Genomic DNA, 22,360 nt, shown 5'->3' with positions numbered 1-22,360 from the left:
AGAAAAATGTTAGGGGCAATAGAGGGATTTATTGGTAATTCATTCCAAATTAATGGATTCCTTGACCAAATACCGTTTTTTGTCCTGTTTGGTACGGAGCATAATTTCTCCAAGAAATCCAGCAACAAAAAACTGGGTGCCAATTATCATGGTAGCCAAGGCTAAATAAAATTGAGGCCTTTCAGTAATCAGCCTTCCTGTTCTATTGAGATATAATTTATCAATACCCAAATAAAGAGCAAACATAAACCCAATGGCAAACATTAAAACACCCAACGCGCCAAACAAATGCATCGGTCTTTTTCCGAAGCGGGATAAAAACCAAATAGTAATCAGATCCAGAAAACCATGAATAAAGCGATCCATTCCAAACTTGGTTTCACCATATTTACGCGCTTGATGCTTAACAACCTTTTCGCCAATTTTTGAAAACCCTGCATTTTTTGCTAAAACTGGAATATAACGGTGCATTTCGCCATTAACATCTATGTTTTTCACAACATTTAATCGGTAGGCTTTTAAACCACAATTGAAATCATTGAGTTTAACTCCAGAGGTTTTTCGGGCAGCCCAATTAAAGAGTTTAGAGGGCATGTTTTTGGTCAACACAGAATCGTAGCGCTTTTTCTTCCATCCAGAAACCATATCATAGTTCTCTTTGACAATCATTTCCAATAATTCTGGAATTTCCTCTGGATTGTCCTGAAGGTCTGCGTCCATAGTGATGACTACATCACCTTGTGCCTTTTCAAAACCCGCATGAAGTGCCTGTGACTTGCCAAAATTGGCTAAAAATCGAATACCCTTAACGTTTGGGTTTTTTTTAGAAAGTTGGGTAATGGTTTCCCATGAGTCATCAGTACTGCCATCATCAATAAAAAGGATTTCATATGAAAAATGATTGGATTGCATAACCTTTGCAATCCAATCATGTAATTCTTGTAATGAGTCCTTTTCGTTAAGTAGTGGTATGACTACTGATATATTCATTTAATTTTACTTGTCTAAACTAGGTATAAAAAACAAATGTAAAATTAATTGGAAAATTAATCATCACTTTTCATTATTAATCCAGCGATTAAAGAAATAATAATTCCAAAAAATAAACTACCAATTAATGAGAATGTACTCATAGCGAATGGTGAAGTGAACATATTATTTATTTTGGAAGCTTGTTCAATCTGTTCATTAGTCATATCAGGACTACGCTCTAGCATTTGTTTAACCGATTCATCTCTAATATTTTCAATAAATTCGGGATAAATCATAGAGTAATGCACGTAGGAATAAATAGCTGAAACAAGTCCACCAATTACGGCCATAGCTAAACCTAATTTCATGGCCTGACCTAATTTTAATTGACCATTATTAGCATTTTTAAAGGCTCTTAATGCTATTACGTAAATAGTGATTGTTAAAGCAATACTAGTAATGCTTAAAGGCCAACTTTTGTCTATTTCAAAAATATACATGATTACGAGCATGATAATAGATAAAGCGCCTAGGTATAGGCCGTAATTATAGGCAAAAGGTTTAATTGAAGTTGTGTTATTTTCCATTGTTTGTTAGTTTAATTAATTTACAGTTGGTTAGTAAACAAATATACCAAAACGTTACAGATTTTTTTAATTAATAAAAAAAGCAAAAAAGTATTGTGATTTTACTAAAATTGCTTAAATTTGCACCTCGAAAAAAGTTAAGATATTAAAGCGTAAAGCGATGAAAAAAGATATACATCCAGAAAATTATAGAATGGTAGCATTTAAAGACATGTCAAATGATGATGTGTTTTTAACAAAATCTACTGCAAATACTAATGAAACTATTGAAGTTGATGGTGTTGAGTATCCATTAGTAAAAATGGAAATCTCTAGAACATCTCACCCATACTACACTGGTAAATCTAAATTGGTAGATACTGCTGGACGTATTGATAAGTTCAAAACAAAATATGCTAAATTCAAAAAATAATTTAGTTTAAAAATATATTCTCAAAAGCCTTTCAATTGTTGAAAGGCTTTTTTTATTTTTACCAAAAGCATCCTTATGAACTACATTCTTTTTGATGGTCCTTCCAGAAATAATCTGTTACCTTTTACTTATACAAGACCTGTGGCTGACATACGAGTTGGTATTTTAACCATTCGTGAAAAATGGGAGAGTTATTTGGAATATACCACTACGACCATTACTGAAGATTATTTGGCTGAAAAGTATCCAATGGTGGAAATGGAAAGCAATATTATGATTAATGCATCCTTTCTGCCGAATAAGGAGTTGGTTGAAATCATCAAAGGGCTCGAGGAAAATCAAGCTGTATTTAAAGATGAAGATGTGGTGGCTTTTTATACCAAAGAAAATCAGGAAAATATCGATTTAGAAACATTTGAAGCTATAGAGTATATTGATGACGTTTTGAGAATTGAAAATACTTGGGATATTTTTAGTAAAAATGGTGCTGCCATCGAAGAGGATTTTGAACTCATCACAAAAGGGAGGCAATCACAGCCCATTCCGGAGATGACCGTTGCATTTAACCGAAAAGATATCTTTATTGAGGAAGGTGCTAAATTGCCACTTTGCTCTCTGAATGCTGAAAATGGTCCCATTTATATAGGTAAGAATGCCGAAATAATGGAGGGCTCCATGATAAGAGGGCCATTTGCATTATGTGAAGGTGCTACCGTAAAATTGGCAGCTAAAATTTACGGACCAACAACTGTAGGCCCTTTTAGTAAAGTGGGAGGTGAAGTCAATAATTCAGTGATTTTTGGATATTCCAATAAAGGGCACGATGGATTTTTAGGGAATTCTGTTTTGGGCGAATGGTGTAATTTGGGAGCAGATACTAATAATTCAAATTTAAAAAATAACTATGCCGAGGTTCGCCTATGGAACTATGATACCGAAAGTTTTGCTAGAACAGGGTTGCAATTTTGTGGCCTTATGATGGGAGATCATAGTAAGTGCGGTATAAATACTATGTTCAACACAGGAACTGTAGTGGGTGTGAGTGCCAATATCTTTGGAAGTGGTTTTCCAAGAAATTTTGTGCCTAGCTTTTCTTGGGGAGGAAATAGCGGATTCACCACCTATTTAACCAAAAAAGCCTTTGAGGTTGCCAAAGTGGTTATGTCCCGAAGAAACATTGAATTTACCGATCAGGATGCTGCTATACTTGAGCATGTCTTTGAAGAAACCAAAAAATTTAGAAGAGATTAGTCAGTCTTACTAACGTGTTTTAACTCCAAAAGATTAATCGGATTAATACCTAGACCTTTAACATTTTTTCTGGTAAAACGAACCACTTCATCATAAAACATGGGAATTACAGGCGCGTGACTCATAACAAGCGAGTCCATTTTTGTGTATAATTTTTGGCGTTCTTTTATATCTGTTTCAATAAAAGCCTGTTCATACCAAAGGTCAAATTGCTCATTTTTAAAATGTGTATAATTGGGACCGTAAGGCGCAAAGTTCTTGCTGTAATACAACGATAAATAGTTTTCTGCGTCAGGATAGTCAGCTACCCAACTGGCTCTAAACAAATCTAATTTTCCATTTGCTTTGGCATCCTTAAGACTTGAAGCAGGAATGACATCCACATCGACTATCAATCCAGTTTTCTGAATTTCTCGTTGAATATACTCGCAAAAACTTAAATAATTGCTGGTTGTTGTTATGGTAATTTTAGGGTTTGTATTACCTGTTTCATCAATATATTGCTGAACCAATTGTTTGGCTTTATCAGGTTGATAATCAAAACCAATACTATTGTCGTATCCTGGAAGTCCTTTTGGAATGAAACCACCATGAGCTGGAATACCTATACCGTTTCGCAAATAAACCATCATTTTTTTTCTGTCGAAGCCATAATTTACGGCTTGACGGATTAAACTGGATTGTATTTCGGAAACATGTGAATCCATATAAAAAGCAAGGTATTCTGTATTCAAATAGGGTCCACGAATCATATTGACATCAGCAGCATAGAAGTCTCGAAGTGTTCCTTCGGTTGTTAAAATTTCATCTTTATAAGACGCATCCAAACCCGAAACATAGTCAATATTTCCTTGTGCAAATTGCAAGAATTCACTTTGTTTGTCTGGTAAGAAGGTTATCGCAATGGCTTCTAAATAAGGGAGTTGAATACCATTTTCATCAACTTCAAAATAATTTGGGTTTTTTCTGAATACCAGTTTGAGGTTTTCTTCCCATCGTTTAAATTGGAAAGGTCCGGTGCCTATCGGATGAGACCTGAAATCATTGCCATAGTGTTCAACAATTTCTTTAGGAACAACCGAACAGTACTTCATTGTCAACAGACCCAAAAATGCTGGAAATGGTTGTTTTAATTTAATTTCAAAGATGGTGTCATTAATTGGGTAAAATCTATCAACTTTGTTCAGTACCCAGCTTCCTGGAGAGGCTACTTTCTCATCTTTTAATCTATTGAAACTATAGTAAAAATCATGAGATGTGACCGTTCTTGTGGAATCATTGCCAAATAAGGCATGTTTATGAAATTTGACATCATTTCGAAGCGTAAAGGTATGAGTTAGGGCATCATCAGATATTTGCCAACTTTTTGCAATAGCTGGTTGTACATTGAGAGAATCATCCATTTCAACCAAACCATTAAAAAGTTGGTTAGTAGCCCAAATATCGGCCAAGTCTTTTGAGAAAGCAGGATCTAAAGAGCCAATATTCTTATGCTCATTGTACCTAAAAACTAACTTATCTGAATAGATATCCGATTGATTGCTGCAAGACATCATTACTAAACATCCAATTATAGTCCAAATGCGTGAATTATTTAAGAATACCAAGATGGGTTTTATCATTCTGTTATTTAGTTGTAAATTTGCAACTTGGTAAAAGTACAAGAATGGCAGCAACAAAAAAAGTTGGTTTCTACACTTTAGGATGTAAATTAAATTTTTCAGAAACATCAACCATTGCAAGGTCTTTTAAGAATGAAGGTTTTGAGCGTGTTGATTTTTCGGATTATGCTGATATTTATGTTATTAATACCTGTTCGGTAACGGAAAACGCTGACAAGCGCTTCAAGTCTATTGTAAAACAAGCCCAAAAAAACAATCCCGACGCTTTTGTTGTAGCTGTCGGCTGTTACGCCCAATTAAAACCTCAAGAATTGGCAGATGTCAATGGAGTTGATTTAGTTTTGGGAGCTACAGAAAAATTTAAGATTACAGATTATTTAAACGACTTGACTAAAAATGACTTTGGTGAGGTGCACTCCTGTGAAATTCAGGAAGCCGATTTTTATGTTGGTAGTTATTCGTTTGGAGATAGGACGAGGGCCTTTTTAAAAGTTCAGGACGGTTGCGATTATAAATGTACCTATTGCACTATTCCATTAGCCAGAGGTATTTCTAGAAGTGATACCGTCGAGAATGTGATTGCAAATGCCAAGGAAATCGCTGCAAAAGATATTAAAGAAATTGTATTGACAGGAGTGAATATTGGTGATTATGGCAAAGGTGAGTTTGGAAACAAACGTCATGACCACACCTTTTTGGATTTGGTCAAAGAATTGGACCTGGTTGAAGGTATAGAAAGGTTGCGTATTTCCTCTATTGAGCCCAACTTACTTAAAAATGAAACTATAGAGGTTGTAGCGCAATCCGATAGTTTTGTGCCACATTTTCATGTGCCGTTACAAAGTGGAAGTAATGAAATTCTCAAAAAAATGAAACGTCGCTATATGCGTGAGCTCTATGTGGATAGAGTAGAGAAAATTAAGGAAGTTCTTCCAAATGCCTGTATTGGTGTAGATGTTATTGTTGGATTCCCTGGTGAAACGGAAGATCATTTTTTAGAAACCTATAATTTTTTGAATGAACTGGATATTTCTTACCTCCATGTTTTTACCTATTCAGAAAGAGATAATACCGAAGCGTCTAAAATGAACAACGTCGTTCCCAAAAATGTGCGTTCAAAACGTAGTAAAATGTTAAGAGGTCTTTCGGTTAAGAAGCGTCGTGCATTTTATGAGAGCCAAATAGGAACATCCAGAGAAGTACTGTTTGAAAGCGAAAATAAAGAAGGTTATATTCACGGTTTCACAGAAAACTACGTAAAGGTTAAAACACCCTGGAATCCTGAATTGGTGAATACCATTCATCATGTTGAATTGACCAATATTGATGAAGATGGTATTGTAAGGTTTGATTTTCAAGAACAACATGCTGTAATACAGTAGACTATTGTGGCTTCTTTGGTATTTTAACGATTTTAAGGGTTGTTTGTCTTTTTTTTATTTGAGCATACAGTTATAGGATTACTTTTACCTCAAAATCACCTACTTATGAATAAATTATTCTCAATATTACTACTTACTATATTCACTATTTCAGTTACATCATGTTCTACAGATCAAGATGACAATCTTTTAGATTATACTTCTTCAGTCGTGGGTGTTTGGGAGCAAGAAGGTTTTATGGATAATGTCGGAAATAGATTGGTATTTGCAAATGATCGTTCTGGCCTAAAAATAATTAGAACTTCAGACGACGAAGGGGTTGCATCTTCTATTCATGATTGTTTATGGGATTTTGATGGAAGCGTTTTAACGGTTTACGAAGAAAATGAAGTAACTGGAATTTATTCAATAAACGCGGAAGGTCTTCTTATCTCAAATGATATGGATGAACTGCCATATACAAAAATCTCTAATACGACATTGGATTATTATTAAATTTTGGTAAAAAAAAATCCGAAGTATATGGACTTCGGATTGTCAATTTAAATTACTTAATCTTATATTCTCACACCAACAGGCAACATACTTTTATACTGCCTATTACGTCTAATAAATTTAGCTATTTCAGGGCTTGTAGGAACGACACTTAAGTTGCGCTCTTCAATGTGCTCAAAAATAGTCTTAATAAATTCGTTTTGAAATTCTTCAGAAAAAATGGGTTCAGGAATGATTAATTTGGTTAAAAATATCTTGCGCTCTTGTAGAGAGTATTCAACTTTCGCAAGCTCATTATCAATTTTTAATTCAAACTGACGTAAAAAGTCATTGTCAACGAGTTCATGTGCTTCTATCATAATATCTTTTTTATTCAATGGAACTATAACGAGTAGGACTATTTTGTATAGCTTTGTAACGCAAATTTACGAAAAAATATTGTGTTTTTAAACATAATACCTCTATAAAACCCTATGAATCAAGATGTAATACATGTGTATTTTATGCCCGGGATGGCAGCAAGCCCCAAAATTTTTGAAAACATTCAACTTCCTGAAAATCAATTCAAAATGCACTTTTTAGAATGGTTTATCCCAGAGCCAGATGAAGCTTTAAAGGATTATGCCTTACGAATGACAAAAAAAATTAAACACGAAAATATCGCATTAATTGGGGTTTCGTTTGGAGGGGTTTTGGTTCAAGAAATGAGTAAGTATTTAAAATTAAGGCGACTCATTATTATTTCAAGTGTGAGTTCCAAACATGAACTTCCCAAGCGTATGAAAATTGCACGTAAATTAAAAGCATACGCTATTGCACCTACAAGTTTGGCAAGTCATATAGATACATTTGCTAAATACGCCTTTGGCTCTAATGTCAAAAAACGTGTTGAGCTTTATAAAAAATATCTTTCGGTAAATGATAAGCGTTATTTGGATTGGGCTTTAAAAAATATGGTATGCTGGGATCAAGATAAACCAATACCGGGAACAATACATATTCATGGTGAAAAGGACATGGTTTTTCCGTGTAATCACATCAATGATTGTATTAAACTAAAAGGTGGAACCCATATCATGATCATTAATAAGTTCAAATGGTTTAACGAGCATTTGCCTTCTTTAATTTTAACGGGTAAAGCCGTTTAGCGTGTCTGTTTTTTTTATAACTTTAAACAAAACTAATTCTTATGAAAATTGTTAAAAATTCATTGGCCTTATTTGGGTTAATCGCTTTGGCAGGTCTATTTATATTTGCTTTACAAGATGCGCCAACGGATGAAAATTTCGAAAAAAAACTAATAAACGATTATAATGTCTATGCATTGCAGGTACCTGAAAACTTGGATTTTGCGGGAGAGCCTATGCCTTTAAATAATCCTGATATTTTAGAGCGTATGGATCGAGAGTTATTGGTCAATACGTACTGGCAATCTAATGGTTTATTAATGTTTAAAAGAGCCAATAAATATTTTCCAGTTATTGAACCTATTTTAAAAAAGAATGGTGTGCCTGATGATTTTAAGTATTTAGCGGTCATTGAAAGTGGCCTCACCAATGCGGTTTCTCCCGCTGGTGCTAGGGGTGTATGGCAAATTATGAAAACAACAGGGCAGGAGTTCGGTTTGGAAGTTAATGATAATGTTGATGAACGCTATCATTTGGAAATGGCCACAGAGGTTGCTTGCAAATATTTAAAGGAATCAAAAGAAAAATTAGGTTCTTGGACATTGGCTGCAGCTGCTTATAATGCTGGTATGTCCGGAATAGCCAGACGTTTGGAAGAGCAAAATGTTGCAAATTATTACGATTTATTGCTAGGAGAAGAAACTGGACGTTATATGTTTAGGATTGTTGCACTTAAGGAAATACTTTCTCACCCAAACAAATATGGCTTTAATTTTAGATCCAAAGATCTGTATACTGAAGTCCCTACTTATAAGGTTGAAGTAGATACTGCCGTAACCGATTTTACAGCATTTGCAAAAAAATTCAATATCAATTACAAAATATTGAAACTACACAACCCTTGGTTACGTGAACCACATTTGAATAATAAATCAAGAAAGCAGTACTTTATTGAAATTCCAAAAGAGGGTTATTATTCCGCAAATCCTTAATGATTGAATTTTTAAAAGCACATATTTGGTCAATATTGGTTGGCTTAAACTATCTACTAGCTTTATTTGCCATTGTAGTTATATTGTTTAAAAATATTAATCCTACAAAAACCATTACTTATATCTTGGTTTTGGTGATGCTTCCGTTTGTTGGCTTATTGGTTTATTACTTTTTTGGTCAAGAATATCGAAAGAGTAAAATTTTTAACAGAAAAAATATTCTAAATAAGAATATTGTTAAAAAACTAGCTGATGAGTTTCATTTAAAAAGCAAAGACATGGATCGTCTAGATGCTTTTTTAGATGATAAGATCAAGTTAGTCAAATTACTCTACAAGTCTGAAAACACACCAATAACCAGGTTTAATGAGGTTACTATATTAAAGAATGGAAAAGAAAAGTTCCAATATCTTTTTGAAGATTTAAAAAATGCGAAACACCATATTCATCTGGAATATTATATCATAAAAGATGATGATATCGGTGGCAAATTAATTGATATTATATGTAAGAAGGCAGAGAGTGGTGTATCTGTGAGGTTGAGCTTTGACGATGTTGGTAGTAAAATTTCTTCTAAATCACGTAAGAAAATGAAACAGGCAGGAGTAGAATTTCATGCCTTTATGCCAGTTTTATTTCCAAGATTTACAGGTAAATTAAATTATAGAAATCATAGAAAAATAGTTGTCATAGACGGTGAAATCGGTTACGTTGGAGGTATCAATGTTTCTGATAATTATGTTAATTACAAAAATGGTGAATCCTTTTGGAGGGACACACATGTCAGAATTGTGGGTGAAGCCGTAAAACCACTTCAAGTACATTTTCTGATGACTTGGGATTTTGTATCTGACTCTAATTTGAAAATCACTCAAAAACTTTTTCCGGAGAATACGATAAAAACGGAAACAGCGGTGCAGATTGCAGCTAGTGGACCAGACACCGATTGGGCAAATATTATGGAGGCTATTTTTGTCGCTATCAATACCGCAGATGATTATGTTTACATAACAACACCCTATTTCATACCCAATGAGCAAATAATCACAGCTTTACAAGTAGCGGCAAAAAGTGGTATAGACGTGAGATTATTAATCCCAAAAATTTCAGATTCATGGACTGCTAAACATGCCACCAATTCCTATTTGGAAATGCTTTTGGAAGCTGATGTCAGAATTTATCGATATGAAAAAGGATTTATTCATGCCAAAACCATTGTGGTTGATGATGTTTTTTCAACAATTGGAACAGCAAATTTAGACTATAGAAGTTTCAATATCAATTTTGAAATCAATGCACTTATCTATAATTCTAAAACCAGTGAAGAACTCAAAAATCACTTTTTAGAAGATTTAAAAAATAGTGAGGAATTAACCCTTAAGGACTGGCAGGAACGGTCAACTTTTACAAAAGTGAAAGAGGCTTATGCGCGCTTATGGTCTCCGTTACTGTAATTTAGCGTCTACTGCGTCTATTTTGACGCGCAGATGTTGGTTGGCCATAATGCTGTTTTGGAATGGCCGCCTTTTTCATTTGTTGTTTGAACATTTTTATCTGATCAGCCAAGATATTTCTTTTGTCAAGTGCTTCCGCTTCTTTCAATAGTATCTGGGCTTCTTGCTTTCTTCTCTTGGAAAAAGCTATTCCAGCTAAATTTAATTTAGCCATGGCTAAATCATGATCCATAGATAGACCAAGAGAAATAGCTTTTTTAAAATATTTTTCAGCCTCGTTCATGTTGTCTTGAGAGACCATAATGCCATGTAAATAGTTGTAATAGCCTTCCTGCTTTTTTACTAGTGCTGAACTTGGATTCTTTATTTTGTTTAACCATTTTTTGGCACCCTCAAAATCTTGTTTACGAAGTCTCAAAAATGCCAATAAAATAAACTCATTTTTGAAATATAAGAAGATGAATATTCCTGAAAGCAGTAGATACATAATACCATTACCAATATTTCCTTCCGTAAATTGGTAAATCGCAAAAGCAATGATACCGAAAGCAATAATTAATTTGATAATCTTATTATACATTTTGATAATATTTTATGAGGTTTATTAATTTAGCCGTTAATACAACGTTAACAAGCTCTAATTTCAATCTGTTTAGACTGCAAAGAAACTAAAATTTTATTGAAAAAATATTTTTAAAATAAGGTTTGTCAAATAAAAAAGGGTTTGTATATTTGCACGCAGTTTTGGGTAAGCCTTTTAATTATTCAAAATTAAAAAATTAAATAAGAAGATTTTAAAGATATAAGCAATGAGTAAAAGAACATTTCAGCCATCAAAAAGAAAAAGAAAGAATAAGCATGGCTTTAGAGAAAGAATGGCTACTGCTAATGGAAGAAAAGTGCTTGCTCGTAGAAGAGCTAAAGGAAGAAAGAAATTGTCTGTATCTTCTGAACCAAGACATAAGAAATAATGATTAACAATTGTTAATATTAAAAAGGTGTTACTTAGGAGTAGCGCCTTTTTTTATACCCTATTGATAACTATTTTTGCAAAACAAAATTTTCAACATGCCAAAAAACAAAGACATAAAATCGGTTTTAATTATAGGTTCTGGTCCAATTATCATTGGTCAAGCTTGTGAATTTGATTATTCAGGTAGCCAATCATTACGCTCCTTAAGGGAAGATGGAATTGAGACTATTCTAATCAATTCCAATCCGGCCACAATTATGACAGATCCCTCTATGGCTGATCATGTTTACTTACTGCCGCTAACAACTAAATCGATAGTTAAAATATTACAGGAGCATCCTCAAATAGATGCTGTTTTACCAACTATGGGAGGTCAGACTGCCTTGAATTTAGCTATTGAGGCCGATGAAAAAGGTATTTGGGAAGACTTTGGTGTGAAATTAATAGGTGTTGATATTGATGCCATAAATATTACGGAAGATAGAGAGCAATTTAGAGAACTAATGCTCAAAATAGGAGTGCCCATGGCACCTCAAGCAACAGCAACGTCATTTTTAAAAGGAAAGGAAATTGCTCAAGAATTTGGATTTCCATTAGTTATTCGCGCTTCTTACACCCTTGGAGGGGCTGGAGCATCCATAGTTTATAAGGAAGAGGACTTTGATGAATTGTTGACTCGTGGATTGGAGATTTCTCCTATTCATGAAGTCATGATTGACAAGGCCATGATGGGTTGGAAAGAGTATGAATTGGAATTGTTACGTGATAAAAATGATAACGTTGTTATTATTTGTACCATTGAAAATATGGACCCAATGGGTATTCACACGGGTGATTCCATAACTATTGCGCCTGCCATGACATTATCGGATAGAACGTTTCAACGTATGCGTGATATGGCTATTCACATGATGCGTAGTATTGGTGACTTTGAAGGTGGATGTAACGTGCAATTTGCAGTAAGTCCAGATGAAAAAGAAGAGATTATTGCTATTGAAATTAACCCAAGAGTATCGAGGTCTTCAGCACTAGCGAGTAAAGCAACTGGTTATCCTATTGCCAAAGTAGCAACCAAATTGGCCATTGGATATACGTTAGATGAATTGACCAACCAAATTACAGGATCTACTTCGGCTTTATTCGAACCAACAATTGATTATGTGGTTGTCAAAATTCCAAGATGGAACTTCGATAAATTTGAAGGTTCTGACAGAACGCTAGGTCTGCAAATGAAAGCTGTAGGAGAGGTAATGGCTATTGGGCGCTCATTTCAGGAGGCCTTGCACAAAGCAACGCAGTCATTGGAAATAAAGCGAAATGGTTTGGGAGCAGATGGAAAAGGCTACAAGAATTATGATCAAATAATTGAAAAACTTACCAACGCCAGCTGGGACAGGGTTTTTGTGATTTACGATGCCATTCAAATGGGTATTCCATTAAGTAGAATTCATGAAATTACGAAAATCGATATGTGGTTCTTGAAGCAGTATGAAGAATTACATCATATTGAAAGAGAGATATCAAAATACACCATTGATAACATCGACAGGGAATTATTGTTGGAAGCCAAGCAAAAAGGATATGGTGATAGACAAATAGCCCATATGTTAAAATGTTTGGAAAGCCAGGTATATACCAAACGTGAAGAATTTAAAATAAAGCGTGTTTATAAATTGGTAGATACTTGTGCGGCAGAGTTTACAGCACAAACACCTTATTACTATTCAACTTTCGAAAATGAAGTAGAGGATGCCAATGGAAACAAGCAATCTGCTAACGAGAGCGTCGTGACAGATAAAAAGAAAATAATTGTTTTAGGATCTGGGCCTAATAGAATTGGACAGGGAATCGAGTTCGACTATTGCTGTGTCCACGGTGTTTTGGCGGCTGCCGAGTGTGGTTATGAAACCATAATGATAAATTGTAATCCAGAAACTGTTTCAACTGATTTTGATATAGCAGATAAACTATATTTTGAGCCTGTTTTTTGGGAACACATCTATGATATTATTCAACATGAAAAACCGAAAGGAGTCATTGTACAGTTAGGTGGCCAAACGGCTTTAAAACTGGCTGAAAAGTTAGATCGTTATGGTGTTAAAATTTTAGGAACAACTTTCCAATCTTTAGACTTAGCCGAAGACAGAGGTAGTTTTTCTAAATTATTGAAAGATAATAATATTCCATATCCAGAGTTTGATGTGGCTACTTCTGCTGATGAAGCATTGGCTGTAGCAGATCGCTTGGATTTCCCTATTTTGGTTAGACCATCCTATGTATTGGGAGGTCAGGGTATGAAGATTGTAATCAATAAAAAAGAACTTGAAGAACATGTTGTAGACCTACTTCGAGGTATGCCAGATAACAAATTACTGTTGGATCATTATCTAGATGGCGCCATAGAAGCAGAAGCCGATGCCATTTGTGATGGTGAAAATGTTTACATCATAGGTATTATGGAACACATTGAGCCTTGTGGTATTCATTCAGGTGATAGTAATGCAACCTTGCCACCGTTTAATTTGGGAGAATTTGTGTTACAACAAATAAAAGACCATACAAAAAAAATAGCCTTAGCGCTAAATACTGTTGGGTTGATTAACATCCAATTCGCCATAAAAGACGATAAAGTTTACATTATTGAAGCGAATCCTAGAGCTTCAAGAACAGTTCCATTTATAGCAAAGGCTTATGGAGAACCATACGTTAATTATGCAACTAAAGTTATGTTGGGTGAAAATAAAATATCGGACTTTGAATTCAATCCGCAACTGGAAGGTTTTGCCATAAAACAACCTGTGTTTTCATTCAATAAGTTTCCTAATGTGAATAAAAAATTAGGTCCTGAAATGAAGAGTACCGGAGAAAGTATTCTATTTATTGATAGTTTAAAAGATGATGAGTTTTACAACCTTTACTCAAGACGCAAAATGTACTTGAGTAAATAATGATGTGAGAGTATTTTTTAAACATCATTTTATAAAATTGTTTATTTTAGCTTCAAAATAGTAGTTATGAAGAAAACATTACTTTGCTTATCCTTTATTTTTACTTCAATTGTTTGCTTTTCACAAGTATCCTCTGGACAAGTAGATGATTTTGAAGATGGTACTGTACAGAATTGGATAATTGGAGCAACAGGCTCGAGTTCACCTATCAATGTGAGTACTGGTGGTCCAGATGGTGTGGATGATAATTTTTTGGAATATACATCTAATGGAGCCAGTGGTATTGGTAGCCGTATGGCCATTTTTAATTCTAACAATCAATGGTCAGGAGACTTTATTTCTGAAGGGGTTGTTGAGGTGCAATTTGATGTGGAAGTACTGACCAATGATTTACATTTAAGACTGGCGTTTCAAGGTCCTGGTGGAACACGTATGATTTCTACAGTACCTGTTGTGGTTACAGCAGGTTCAGGTTGGAATAGCATCGCGCTTCCTCTAGGATTGAGTGATTTTACCATTGTTCAAGGAGCTAATACTGTTTCAGAAGTTTTGTCTAGTGTTTTTACTATGCGTATAATTAGTGTTACTGATGAAAATATTGATAATTGGAGAGGCCAAGCTATAGCCGCTACTTTACGAGTTGACAACATCACAGCTTCAACCACACTAAGCAGGGTAGATATAACTCAAATCAATGACTTTAATATATATCCAAATCCTAGCACTACGAACCTTAATTTACATATAAAAACAATTGGAACTAATTCTCGAATAGAAGTATACAATATACTAGGATCTAAGATATACAGTAGAGCAATTTCCAATCCTAACGTAACTGTTAATACATCTCAATGGCAAAAAGGTGTTTATTTGGTTCGTGTTTTGTCTGATAACAAAACGCTTACAAAACGGTTTGTAAAGCAGTAAACATATCTAGAATAAAATCATAAAAAAACCATCTTTGAAAGATGGTTTTTTTGTCATTAAAAATTTTCAGGTAAGTCAATTTTAACATTGTACTGTTTAAGGTCTTCAATATAATTTTCTAAAGAAAATGTTTCGCTGTTGAATTCCTCTTGGCGATGTTTTTTAGTTTCTTTACGCTTTATGGCTTTTAAAAAGCGCTTCACTTCAGTCTTGTCGTTTAAAATCAAACCAGGCACTGGGATAGGATTTCCTGAATCGTCTTTGGCAACCATTGTAAAATAAGACGAATTGCAATGCTTCACTTTTCCAGTTCTAATATCTTCTGATTCTACACGGATACCAACGACCATAGAGGTTTTTCCAACATAGTTAACAGATGCTTTCATCGTCACTAATTCGCCAATTTCAATGGGTTGAAGGAAATCTACGGTATCTACCGATGCTGTTACGCAGTAAGTTTCAGAATGTTTGGATGCACAGGCAAATGCAATTTGATCCATCAGGTTTAGGATGTAACCTCCATGAATTTTCCCACCAAAATTGGAATGAGAGGGTTGCATGAGTTCGGAAATGGATATGCGAGAGGCATCAACTGTTTTATATTGGTTAATCATTTAGATACTGGTTAATGGAATTGTCTTCTTCTACTTTAGTCACAAAATATTTAGTATCTCCAAGCCAAAATAATTTACCAAAACGTTCAAAATAATGCAGTTTAACAAATTTACCTTGTAAGCGGGTTAGATCGTCAATAACTTGTTTTTCACTACTCTCTACTGAAAAAATAAAAACTTGAGCATCTGAAACACCTTGACTTATTTCACCTTCCCAAGTTTTAAAAATTACGCCTTTATGACTAAATTTCACTAATCGTCCAGCGCGGACACCTTCACTATATGATGCAAAGTATAAGAAGCATAAATAGGCAACAAAAAGGACTAACAATATACCCAAGAATTTTAAAAAGAATTTTTTCATAATCGTAATGTATTATTCATCATCCTCATCTATATCTGCCCGTTTTAAAATAGGTTCTGGCAGCGCCTTTTTAGCTTTGGCTCCCATTTTTTTCAATTTTTCTACGCGACTAATAATGTTGCCCTTGCCTTCAACTAATTTGTTCATGGCAGCTGAATAATCACTTTTAGCAGCATCAATTTTTTTGCCGACACCTGTTAAATCACTGACTAACCCTTCAAATTTATCATAAAGTGCGCCAGCTTGTTTGGCAATTTCTAGCGCATTTCGTTGTTGTTTTTCGTTGCTCCACATCGTGTCAACTGTGCGCAATGTTGCCAAAAGGGTAGAAGGCGTTACAATAACAATGTTTTTTTCAAAGGCTTTGTTATAAAGTGTATTGTCTTCATTTAAAGCAATGGCAAAAGCAGGTTCGATAGGAATGAACATGAGCACAAAATCCGGAGATTCCATATCATACAAATCCTCATACTTTTTATCTGATAGCTGACTAACGTGTTTATTAATAGAGTTAACATGGGCTTTCAAGTGTTGTGCTTTTTCCTCGTCTTCAGCATTGGCATAACGTTCATAATCTGTTAGTGAGACTTTGCTGTCAATAATCATACGTTTGCCATCGGGTAAATGCAAGACCACATCTGGCATGACACGAGAACCATCTTCGCGATTAAAATTTTGTTGTACAAAATATTCGCGGTCTTTTTCCAATCCTGATTTTTCAAGAACACGCTCTAAAACCAATTCACCCCAATTACCTTGCATTTTACTATCACCTTTAAGGGCTTTGGTGAGGTTGTTGGCTTCTTTGGTCATTTGCTGGTTGAGATCTTTAAGTCCCAGTAACTGCTCTTTTAAAGCTGAATGCATGCTAATGCTTTCTTTTTGGGAGTCCTCAACTTTCTTTTCAAAGGTTTGAATTTTTTCCTGTAAAGGATTTAATATTTGTTTGATATTTTCTTTATTCTGAAGGGTGAACTTTTCGCTTTTTTCCTCTAGAATCTTACTGGCCATCAACTCAAAATCCTTACGTAATTGCTCTTGCTGTTTTGCTAATTCTTCGTCGCGTTTCAGGTTTTGTTGTTGTAAATTTTCAAACTCTGTATTCTTTCGTATCAGTTCAGAATTCAGAAATTCTTTCTGCTTGCGAATGTCCTCACGCTCCATTTCAATTTTATTCAGATTGTCTTTTAGCTCAACAATAGTATTGGATAGTTGGTTTTGACGTTCTTCTAGCGTACTGTTTTTTCCTTGGCTTTTAAGTTTGGCAATGGTTAGGCCAATAAAAGCCCCAATACCACCAGAAATTAAAATGGCAAGGATAAGAATAATGTTGTCGTTCATTTACAATGCAAGTTTACCCAAAGATAATTTTTTACCTTGAGGATAAAAAGAAATGTAGTTGCATAAAATAAATAATTTTTAGAGTGCTGATGTTTTTATATCAATATCCGCATCAGCCCATGCTTTATTGAATTCCTGCATAATGGCTAAAGCTTCGTCCTCCTTATTTTGGGCAATCAGACTCTCATACAATCCCATTAATGACCAACCATTCTGTCTTAATTTTTTTAAATCTTCTAAATAAATGGATTCTGCTTCACCATATTTTTTTGCTTTCAAAAGAATGGCCCCTAAATTTTGTCTAGGTGGAATATGCCATGCAGATGGTTCATTATAGACCAGGTTGTCTTCCATTTCAACAGCTTTTTCTAGATGCTTTATTGCCAATTCTAAATGGCCTTCTAAAGAAGCAATTTCCCCAGCAACCACTTCATAAGCCAATTTTGCAATCGTGGTTCCGTTGTCAAATCCTGTAGCGACAATATTTTCCATGCTAGGATCTTTGACGAGTTGATTGATGGCTTCCAATTCTTCTTTGGCTTCTTTGGCATTATTCTTTCGAGTAAAAGCGATACCACGTGAATAGTGCCATATCAGTTTTAAATGTTTGATACTATCATTTGGTTTGGGGTAGGTTAAAATATCGTTCCATTTTCCAAATCTGGTGTAAGCCAATAAAGGTGTTGCTGCAAAATTTTGTAAAAAATGTAATTCTTCCATTTCACCCACAGGCACCTTTTCGGCTGTTTTTTTTGCCGCATCAATAGCTATTTCACTATTGCCCAATAAACTGGAAGCTGACCATAAAAAATGAATATTATGTGGATAGTATCCCAACGGATACATGCCTTGTGAATAGCATTGCGAGATATAGTCTTCATCGGCCAGAATAGCTTGTTGATTGGCTAAAACAGCGTCTTTATAGCGACCAACCCGAATGTAAATATGTGAGGGCATGTGCACTAAATGACCCGCTGCAGGCATGAGAGTACTCAATTTTTCAGCACTGGGAACGGCCAAATCTGGTTTTGGTAGTTCTACCATATGGATATAATAATGATGGGCTCCTGGACTATTGGGATTTATCTCGATAGCTTTCTCTAAAGCTAGTTTAGCCTCTGGAATATTTGGTGAAGGATTGCCATCGTTGTCCCAATAATTCCATGGCACAGTATTCATTACAGAGGCAGCATACAGTGTCAAAATGTCGGAATCATCTGGAAATTGCTTCATCACTTTTTCCATTTCTACCATATAATTTTGGTTTAATTCAGAAACGTCCTTATCTAATTCAGTCGAATATCTATAAGACAAAGCATGAATTAAAGCTTGTTCTTTTTTAGAGGCCATTGGCGCCAATTGAATAGCTTTGGCAATGGCTTCATTGTATTTGTTTTTTCGTTCATCATCAGGCAGCGGGTCATTGATGTTAGGTCCTAATGTATAAGCTTGTCCCCAAAATGCCATAGCCAGTTTTGAATCTAATCGAGCTGCTTCCATAAAAGATCGATGGGCTTCTGCATGATTAAATGCATAGGTTAATCGTAATCCTTGGTTAAAGAAACGCTGTGCAAGTTTATTGTCAGTAGTCACTTGATACGTATGATTTCCTAAATTTTCAAATAGGGGAGAAATTTGCTTTGTGGTGTCAACATCAGTCAAAAGAAATTTAGCAGGGGTACATTTAATGAAGTTTAAGCCTACTTTTTCAGTCGGATACGTTTGATTTTTTTTATTGAAGTTAATCAACAGGAGACCGCAAATGGCGATGGACAAAAGAACAATGAGTGCGGATTTATTTTTCATGACATTTGAATTAATGGTTAATAGTAGTAGATACTTAATTCAAAATGTAGTTTAAAGGCTTGATTACGAAGACTCTAAATTTAGTGAATTAAATTTAGATTAAAAATTATTTGTTGACGCGAAAACTGCCTGTTTTGTCATCAAATGCAATCATATCCTCTGGAAACAGTTGATTGAAAATTCCTTGTGATATCAAATTACAGGGATCATCTGAAATCACCTGTGAATCTGTCATAACAATCATTCTATCACATAACTGAATGGCTAATTCTATTTCATGAGAAGAAAATAAAATGGTTTTATTGGTTTCTTTGGCTAAAGTCTTTAAGAGTTTTAATATGTAAGCCTTATGATACATGTCCAAATGTGTTGTAGGCTCATCAAGTACAATGATGCTGGTATCTTGTGCTAGTGCCCTAGAAATCATGGCTTTTTGTAATTGCCCATCGCTTAATTCAAAACACTTTTTGTTTTTTAGTTGTTGAATATTTGTTTGAATAAGGGCACTTTCAATGATTGAAATATCTTCAGGAGCAAGACTACCAATCCAGTTGGTATAAGGTTGCCTTCCCAAAGCAACCAGTTCCAAAACGGTTAGATTTTTAGAAGCTGGTGGTTCGGTCAATACCAAACTTAAAATTTTTGAAAGTTCTAAAGCACTAATTTGGGCAAGCGATTTGTCATTAATAAATATGGAACCATTTAGCGGCTCTTGTACTTTTGTTAGTGTTCTTAATAAGGTAGATTTACCAATACCATTAGCCCCAACTAATCCAACCAACTCACCTTGATGTAATTCCAAATCAATATTGGATGCAACAACAATTTGATGCTTTTTTGAAGCATAACCAATTACAAGATTTTCGGTTTTAAGGATGTTATTTTGACTATTGTTATGATTCATTAAAACAACATTTTACGTTTACGGACTAATAACCATATAACAACTGGAGCACCAAGCAATGATGTTATCGCATTGATGGGTAGTGTGTAGTCACTCATTGGTAATTGGGCAATACTATCACATATAAGCATGACTATAGCTCCAAATAAAAAAACGGCAGGCAACAAAATTTTATGGTTAGCGGTTGTGAAAATTTGTCGAACCATATGAGGGATAGCCAAGCCAATAAAAGCTATGGGTCCAGCAAACGCGGTTATGGTTCCTGCCAATAAACTTGTTGCAATGATAATAATAATGCGGCTTTGATTTATGTTCAAACCGAGGCTTTTGGCATAATTTTCACCTAACAAAAGTGTATTCAGTGCTTTTATTGAGAGAATACTCATTATTAATCCTACAAGATAAATACTAAAGAAAATGAGCAACTCATTCCAGGACAGATTTCCAAGACTTCCAAAACCCCAAAAAATATATTGTTGTAATTGTTCAGCTGAACTAAAATAGGATAATACACTTACTACAGCCGCTGTGATACTACCAAACATCAATCCAATGATCAGAATTGCCATAGTGTCTCTTACTTTTAACGAAACGGTCATTACGGACAGTAACACCAAAAAACTTCCAAAACTCGCAGCTATGACCACACTCCATTTTGAAACCAAAAGCGCTGCAAGACTTCCACCAAAAATACCTGCACCCAGAATGACAATGGCAACACCTAAACTCGCTCCAGAGCTGATACCTAAAACAAAAGGGCCTGCCAATGGATTTCTAAAAAGGGTTTGCATCAATAATCCTGAAATTCCTAAACCGGAACCTACCAGAAGCGCAGTAAATGCTTTTGGTAATCTATAATTGTGAATAATGTAATGCCAGGATTCATTATCTATTGATGCAAATAAACTTTTGAAAACTGATGACAGTGGAATTGATACTGAACCTAAGCTAATGTTACCTAAAAAGCATATAAATAGTGTTACGACTAAAATCGTAAATGGAAATTTGTATGTAGTATGATTAGGCAATTATTGTAGCGGTTTAAAAAAGTGGGTTTTGTATTCGGGTAATAATTCTGGATGACATATTTTTATAATGTCCTTTAAAACTAAATCGGGTCTTGAAGTACCTTCTTCATAGTAGGTAACACCACCAGTTGGTCCTGCCGTGTTTACAAATGAATAAACATGCTTATTCTTAAAAGCACTGAATTCGATATAATGTTCATTAGCATCTTTGAGGGCTTTCAATGAATTGTAATATGAAGGACTTAACCAAATATCAGCTTGTTTTGCTTTACTAAATACGGCTTCAAAATTTAAGGCTAAACTCCCTTCACCTGTCACATCCTTCCAAAGGTAATTGACATTAGCGTCTTTTAGAAGTTGCGCCTCTGGACTAGTACCACTAGGTAAATACCAAACGTCTTTATGTAAAGCGCCACTTAAAACTGTTGGGGATTTTTTAACTTTTGAAGCCAATTGTTTAGCATCAAAATAATCTTTTTTAATGTTATTGTAAATAGAGTCAGCTTTTTGGGATTTATTGAATAATACTCCAAAAAATTTAATCCATTCTGCTTTGGCCAAAGGAGTTTCTTCCACCCAATCACCATTGTATAGGATAGGTATTCCAGATTTTTTGATGGTTTCAAAAGTTTTATTATTACCATCTATACCGAATCCAACCACCACTTCTGGCTGCAACTCTAGTAGAACTTCGGTGTTGATACCATCGTTTTTACCTAGTTCTCTGATGTTTCCAGAATCTATTAAAGCACGCGTTTTTTTAGAGGACACATAGTTGGTACCAGGAAAACCTACCAGGGTTTTTTCAACGTTCAATAGTTCTAATGCAGGGATGTGTGTTGTGGAAGTCACAACTATTTTTTTTACAGGTGTTGAAATGATACCATCAAACTCATCTTTATTTAGAGTTATAGTTGCTAGGTTTTCTCTTGGAATTAAAGCATACCTAAACGTCTTATCCGCTTTTGGCCAGGGGTTTTTGATACTTAAAATGGCATAGTTCTCATTAGTCTGAATGTCAAAACCTCTGGCATTTTCAGAGGTATAGCTCAAAGGTGGTAATTCTCGAGTTGTGCCCTTGTCTTCTTTACAATTAAAAAGAAGTATGAGAATCAACAAACTAAACAGTTTTTTCAAAATATCTCGAATTTCATTCAAAAA

The 22,360-nt window shown here is 34.8% G+C and carries 22 protein-coding genes; 10 read left to right on the top strand and 12 right to left on the bottom strand.

The annotated features are described in order from the left end of the window. Positions 1 to 39 precede the first annotated feature (39 nt). Together C1T31_RS11695 and C1T31_RS11690 are read right to left on the bottom strand one after the other, a co-directional pair. Complete coding sequence (locus tag C1T31_RS11695; RefSeq protein WP_103052692.1) at positions 40 to 990, bottom strand: glycosyltransferase family 2 protein; 951 nt, start codon at positions 988 to 990, stop codon at positions 40 to 42. Positions 991 to 1,046: 56 nt separating this feature from the next. Next, positions 1,047 to 1,559 carry a DUF4199 domain-containing protein gene (locus C1T31_RS11690; protein WP_103052691.1) on the bottom strand — a complete coding sequence of 171 codons (513 nt, stop codon included), beginning with the start codon at positions 1,557 to 1,559 and terminating at the stop codon, positions 1,047 to 1,049. Between the two features lie 160 nt (positions 1,560 to 1,719). Between C1T31_RS11690 and C1T31_RS11685 the strand changes: the two genes are divergently transcribed. Further along, the gene (locus C1T31_RS11685) at positions 1,720 to 1,971 is read left to right on the top strand and encodes a type B 50S ribosomal protein L31 (protein WP_103052690.1); all 252 of its coding nucleotides are present in this window, start codon (positions 1,720 to 1,722) and stop codon (positions 1,969 to 1,971) included. Between the two features lie 75 nt (positions 1,972 to 2,046). Then, positions 2,047 to 3,222 carry a GlmU family protein gene (locus tag C1T31_RS11680; RefSeq protein WP_103052689.1) on the top strand — a complete coding sequence of 392 codons (1,176 nt, stop codon included), beginning with the start codon at positions 2,047 to 2,049 and terminating at the stop codon, positions 3,220 to 3,222. Here C1T31_RS11680 and C1T31_RS11675 read toward each other — a convergent pair. Further along, on the bottom strand, positions 3,219 to 4,844 hold the full coding sequence (locus tag C1T31_RS11675; RefSeq protein ID WP_103052688.1) for an ABC transporter substrate-binding protein: 1,626 nt from the start codon (positions 4,842 to 4,844) through the stop codon (positions 3,219 to 3,221). The two genes, C1T31_RS11680 and C1T31_RS11675, sit on opposite strands and share 4 nt — an antisense overlap. 44 nt (positions 4,845 to 4,888) lie before the next feature. On the opposite strand from C1T31_RS11675, the gene mtaB reads away from it, so the two are divergent. Both mtaB and C1T31_RS11665 read left to right on the top strand, forming a co-directional pair. Further along, positions 4,889 to 6,226 (top strand): tRNA (N(6)-L-threonylcarbamoyladenosine(37)-C(2))-methylthiotransferase MtaB, encoded by a 1,338-nt coding sequence (gene mtaB, locus C1T31_RS11670; RefSeq protein WP_103052687.1) that lies wholly within the window; start codon positions 4,889 to 4,891, stop codon positions 6,224 to 6,226. A 105-nt stretch (positions 6,227 to 6,331) separates the two neighbouring features. Continuing rightward, positions 6,332 to 6,721, top strand: a complete 390-nt coding sequence (locus C1T31_RS11665) for a hypothetical protein (protein ID WP_123912673.1) — start codon at positions 6,332 to 6,334, stop codon at positions 6,719 to 6,721. A gap of 62 nt (positions 6,722 to 6,783) precedes the next feature. On the opposite strand, the gene C1T31_RS11660 is transcribed toward C1T31_RS11665, so the two are convergent. Then, the gene (locus C1T31_RS11660; RefSeq protein ID WP_103052685.1) at positions 6,784 to 7,080 is read right to left on the bottom strand and encodes an N-acetyltransferase; all 297 of its coding nucleotides are present in this window, start codon (positions 7,078 to 7,080) and stop codon (positions 6,784 to 6,786) included. Positions 7,081 to 7,194: 114 nt separating this feature from the next. On the opposite strand from C1T31_RS11660, the gene C1T31_RS11655 reads away from it, so the two are divergent. Genes C1T31_RS11655 through cls form a run of 3 tightly spaced genes read left to right on the top strand, consistent with a single transcriptional unit; the run spans position 7,195 to position 10,294 of the window. After that, positions 7,195 to 7,869: an alpha/beta hydrolase family protein gene (locus C1T31_RS11655; RefSeq protein WP_103052684.1), complete on the top strand. Its 675-nt coding sequence runs from the start codon at positions 7,195 to 7,197 to the stop codon at positions 7,867 to 7,869. Positions 7,870 to 7,910: 41 nt separating this feature from the next. Next, complete coding sequence (locus C1T31_RS11650; RefSeq protein ID WP_103052683.1) at positions 7,911 to 8,840, top strand: lytic transglycosylase domain-containing protein; 930 nt, start codon at positions 7,911 to 7,913, stop codon at positions 8,838 to 8,840. Then, on the top strand, positions 8,840 to 10,294 hold the full coding sequence (gene cls, locus C1T31_RS11645; RefSeq protein ID WP_103052682.1) for a cardiolipin synthase: 1,455 nt from the start codon (positions 8,840 to 8,842) through the stop codon (positions 10,292 to 10,294). Before C1T31_RS11650 ends, cls begins: the two co-directional genes overlap by 1 nt. Before the next feature lies 1 nt (position 10,295). Here the strand turns inward: cls and C1T31_RS11640 are convergent, their stop codons facing one another. Continuing rightward, positions 10,296 to 10,874, bottom strand: a complete 579-nt coding sequence (locus C1T31_RS11640; protein WP_103052681.1) for a hypothetical protein — start codon at positions 10,872 to 10,874, stop codon at positions 10,296 to 10,298. 229 nt (positions 10,875 to 11,103) lie between these two features. On the opposite strand from C1T31_RS11640, the gene rpmH reads away from it, so the two are divergent. From rpmH to C1T31_RS11625, 3 genes are all read left to right on the top strand, one after another. Next, on the top strand, positions 11,104 to 11,265 hold the full coding sequence (gene rpmH / locus C1T31_RS11635; protein ID WP_103052680.1) for a 50S ribosomal protein L34: 162 nt from the start codon (positions 11,104 to 11,106) through the stop codon (positions 11,263 to 11,265). A gap of 97 nt (positions 11,266 to 11,362) precedes the next feature. Continuing rightward, entirely contained in the window at positions 11,363 to 14,215 is a 2,853-nt protein-coding gene (carB, locus tag C1T31_RS11630) for a carbamoyl-phosphate synthase large subunit (protein WP_103052679.1), read from the top strand. 66 nt (positions 14,216 to 14,281) lie between these two features. Continuing rightward, positions 14,282 to 15,142, top strand: coding sequence for a T9SS type A sorting domain-containing protein (locus C1T31_RS11625; protein ID WP_103052678.1), 861 nt, complete (start codon positions 14,282 to 14,284; stop codon positions 15,140 to 15,142). Between the two features lie 56 nt (positions 15,143 to 15,198). Here C1T31_RS11625 and C1T31_RS11620 read toward each other — a convergent pair whose 3' ends face one another. The 7 genes from C1T31_RS11620 to C1T31_RS11590 all read right to left on the bottom strand — a co-directional run bounded on the left by C1T31_RS11620 (position 15,199) and on the right by C1T31_RS11590 (position 22,336). Further along, positions 15,199 to 15,756 carry an acyl-CoA thioesterase gene (locus C1T31_RS11620; protein WP_103052677.1) on the bottom strand — a complete coding sequence of 186 codons (558 nt, stop codon included), beginning with the start codon at positions 15,754 to 15,756 and terminating at the stop codon, positions 15,199 to 15,201. Then, positions 15,749 to 16,120: a 6-phosphogluconate dehydrogenase gene (locus C1T31_RS11615; RefSeq protein WP_103052676.1), complete on the bottom strand. Its 372-nt coding sequence runs from the start codon at positions 16,118 to 16,120 to the stop codon at positions 15,749 to 15,751. Before C1T31_RS11615 ends, C1T31_RS11620 begins: the two co-directional genes overlap by 8 nt. 12 nt (positions 16,121 to 16,132) lie before the next feature. Further along, complete coding sequence (gene rmuC, locus C1T31_RS11610; RefSeq protein WP_103052675.1) at positions 16,133 to 17,461, bottom strand: DNA recombination protein RmuC; 1,329 nt, start codon at positions 17,459 to 17,461, stop codon at positions 16,133 to 16,135. 78 nt (positions 17,462 to 17,539) lie between these two features. After that, positions 17,540 to 19,267: a tetratricopeptide repeat protein gene (locus C1T31_RS11605; RefSeq protein WP_103052674.1), complete on the bottom strand. Its 1,728-nt coding sequence runs from the start codon at positions 19,265 to 19,267 to the stop codon at positions 17,540 to 17,542. A gap of 106 nt (positions 19,268 to 19,373) precedes the next feature. Continuing rightward, positions 19,374 to 20,171, bottom strand: coding sequence for an ABC transporter ATP-binding protein (locus C1T31_RS11600; protein WP_103052673.1), 798 nt, complete (start codon positions 20,169 to 20,171; stop codon positions 19,374 to 19,376). Further along, positions 20,171 to 21,199 (bottom strand): FecCD family ABC transporter permease, encoded by a 1,029-nt coding sequence (locus tag C1T31_RS11595; protein WP_103052672.1) that lies wholly within the window; start codon positions 21,197 to 21,199, stop codon positions 20,171 to 20,173. The genes C1T31_RS11600 and C1T31_RS11595 overlap by 1 nt, the downstream gene beginning before the upstream one ends. After that, positions 21,200 to 22,336: an ABC transporter substrate-binding protein gene (locus C1T31_RS11590; protein ID WP_103052760.1), complete on the bottom strand. Its 1,137-nt coding sequence runs from the start codon at positions 22,334 to 22,336 to the stop codon at positions 21,200 to 21,202. It lies immediately after the preceding gene. Positions 22,337 to 22,360: the final 24 nt, after the last annotated feature.

The sequence above is a fragment of the Hanstruepera neustonica genome, assembly GCF_002895005.1.
Lineage (GTDB): Bacteria > Bacteroidota > Bacteroidia > Flavobacteriales > Flavobacteriaceae > Hanstruepera > Hanstruepera neustonica.
The sequence above is the reverse complement of the archived record's forward strand: the minus strand, read 5'-3'. Positions and strand labels throughout refer to the sequence as shown.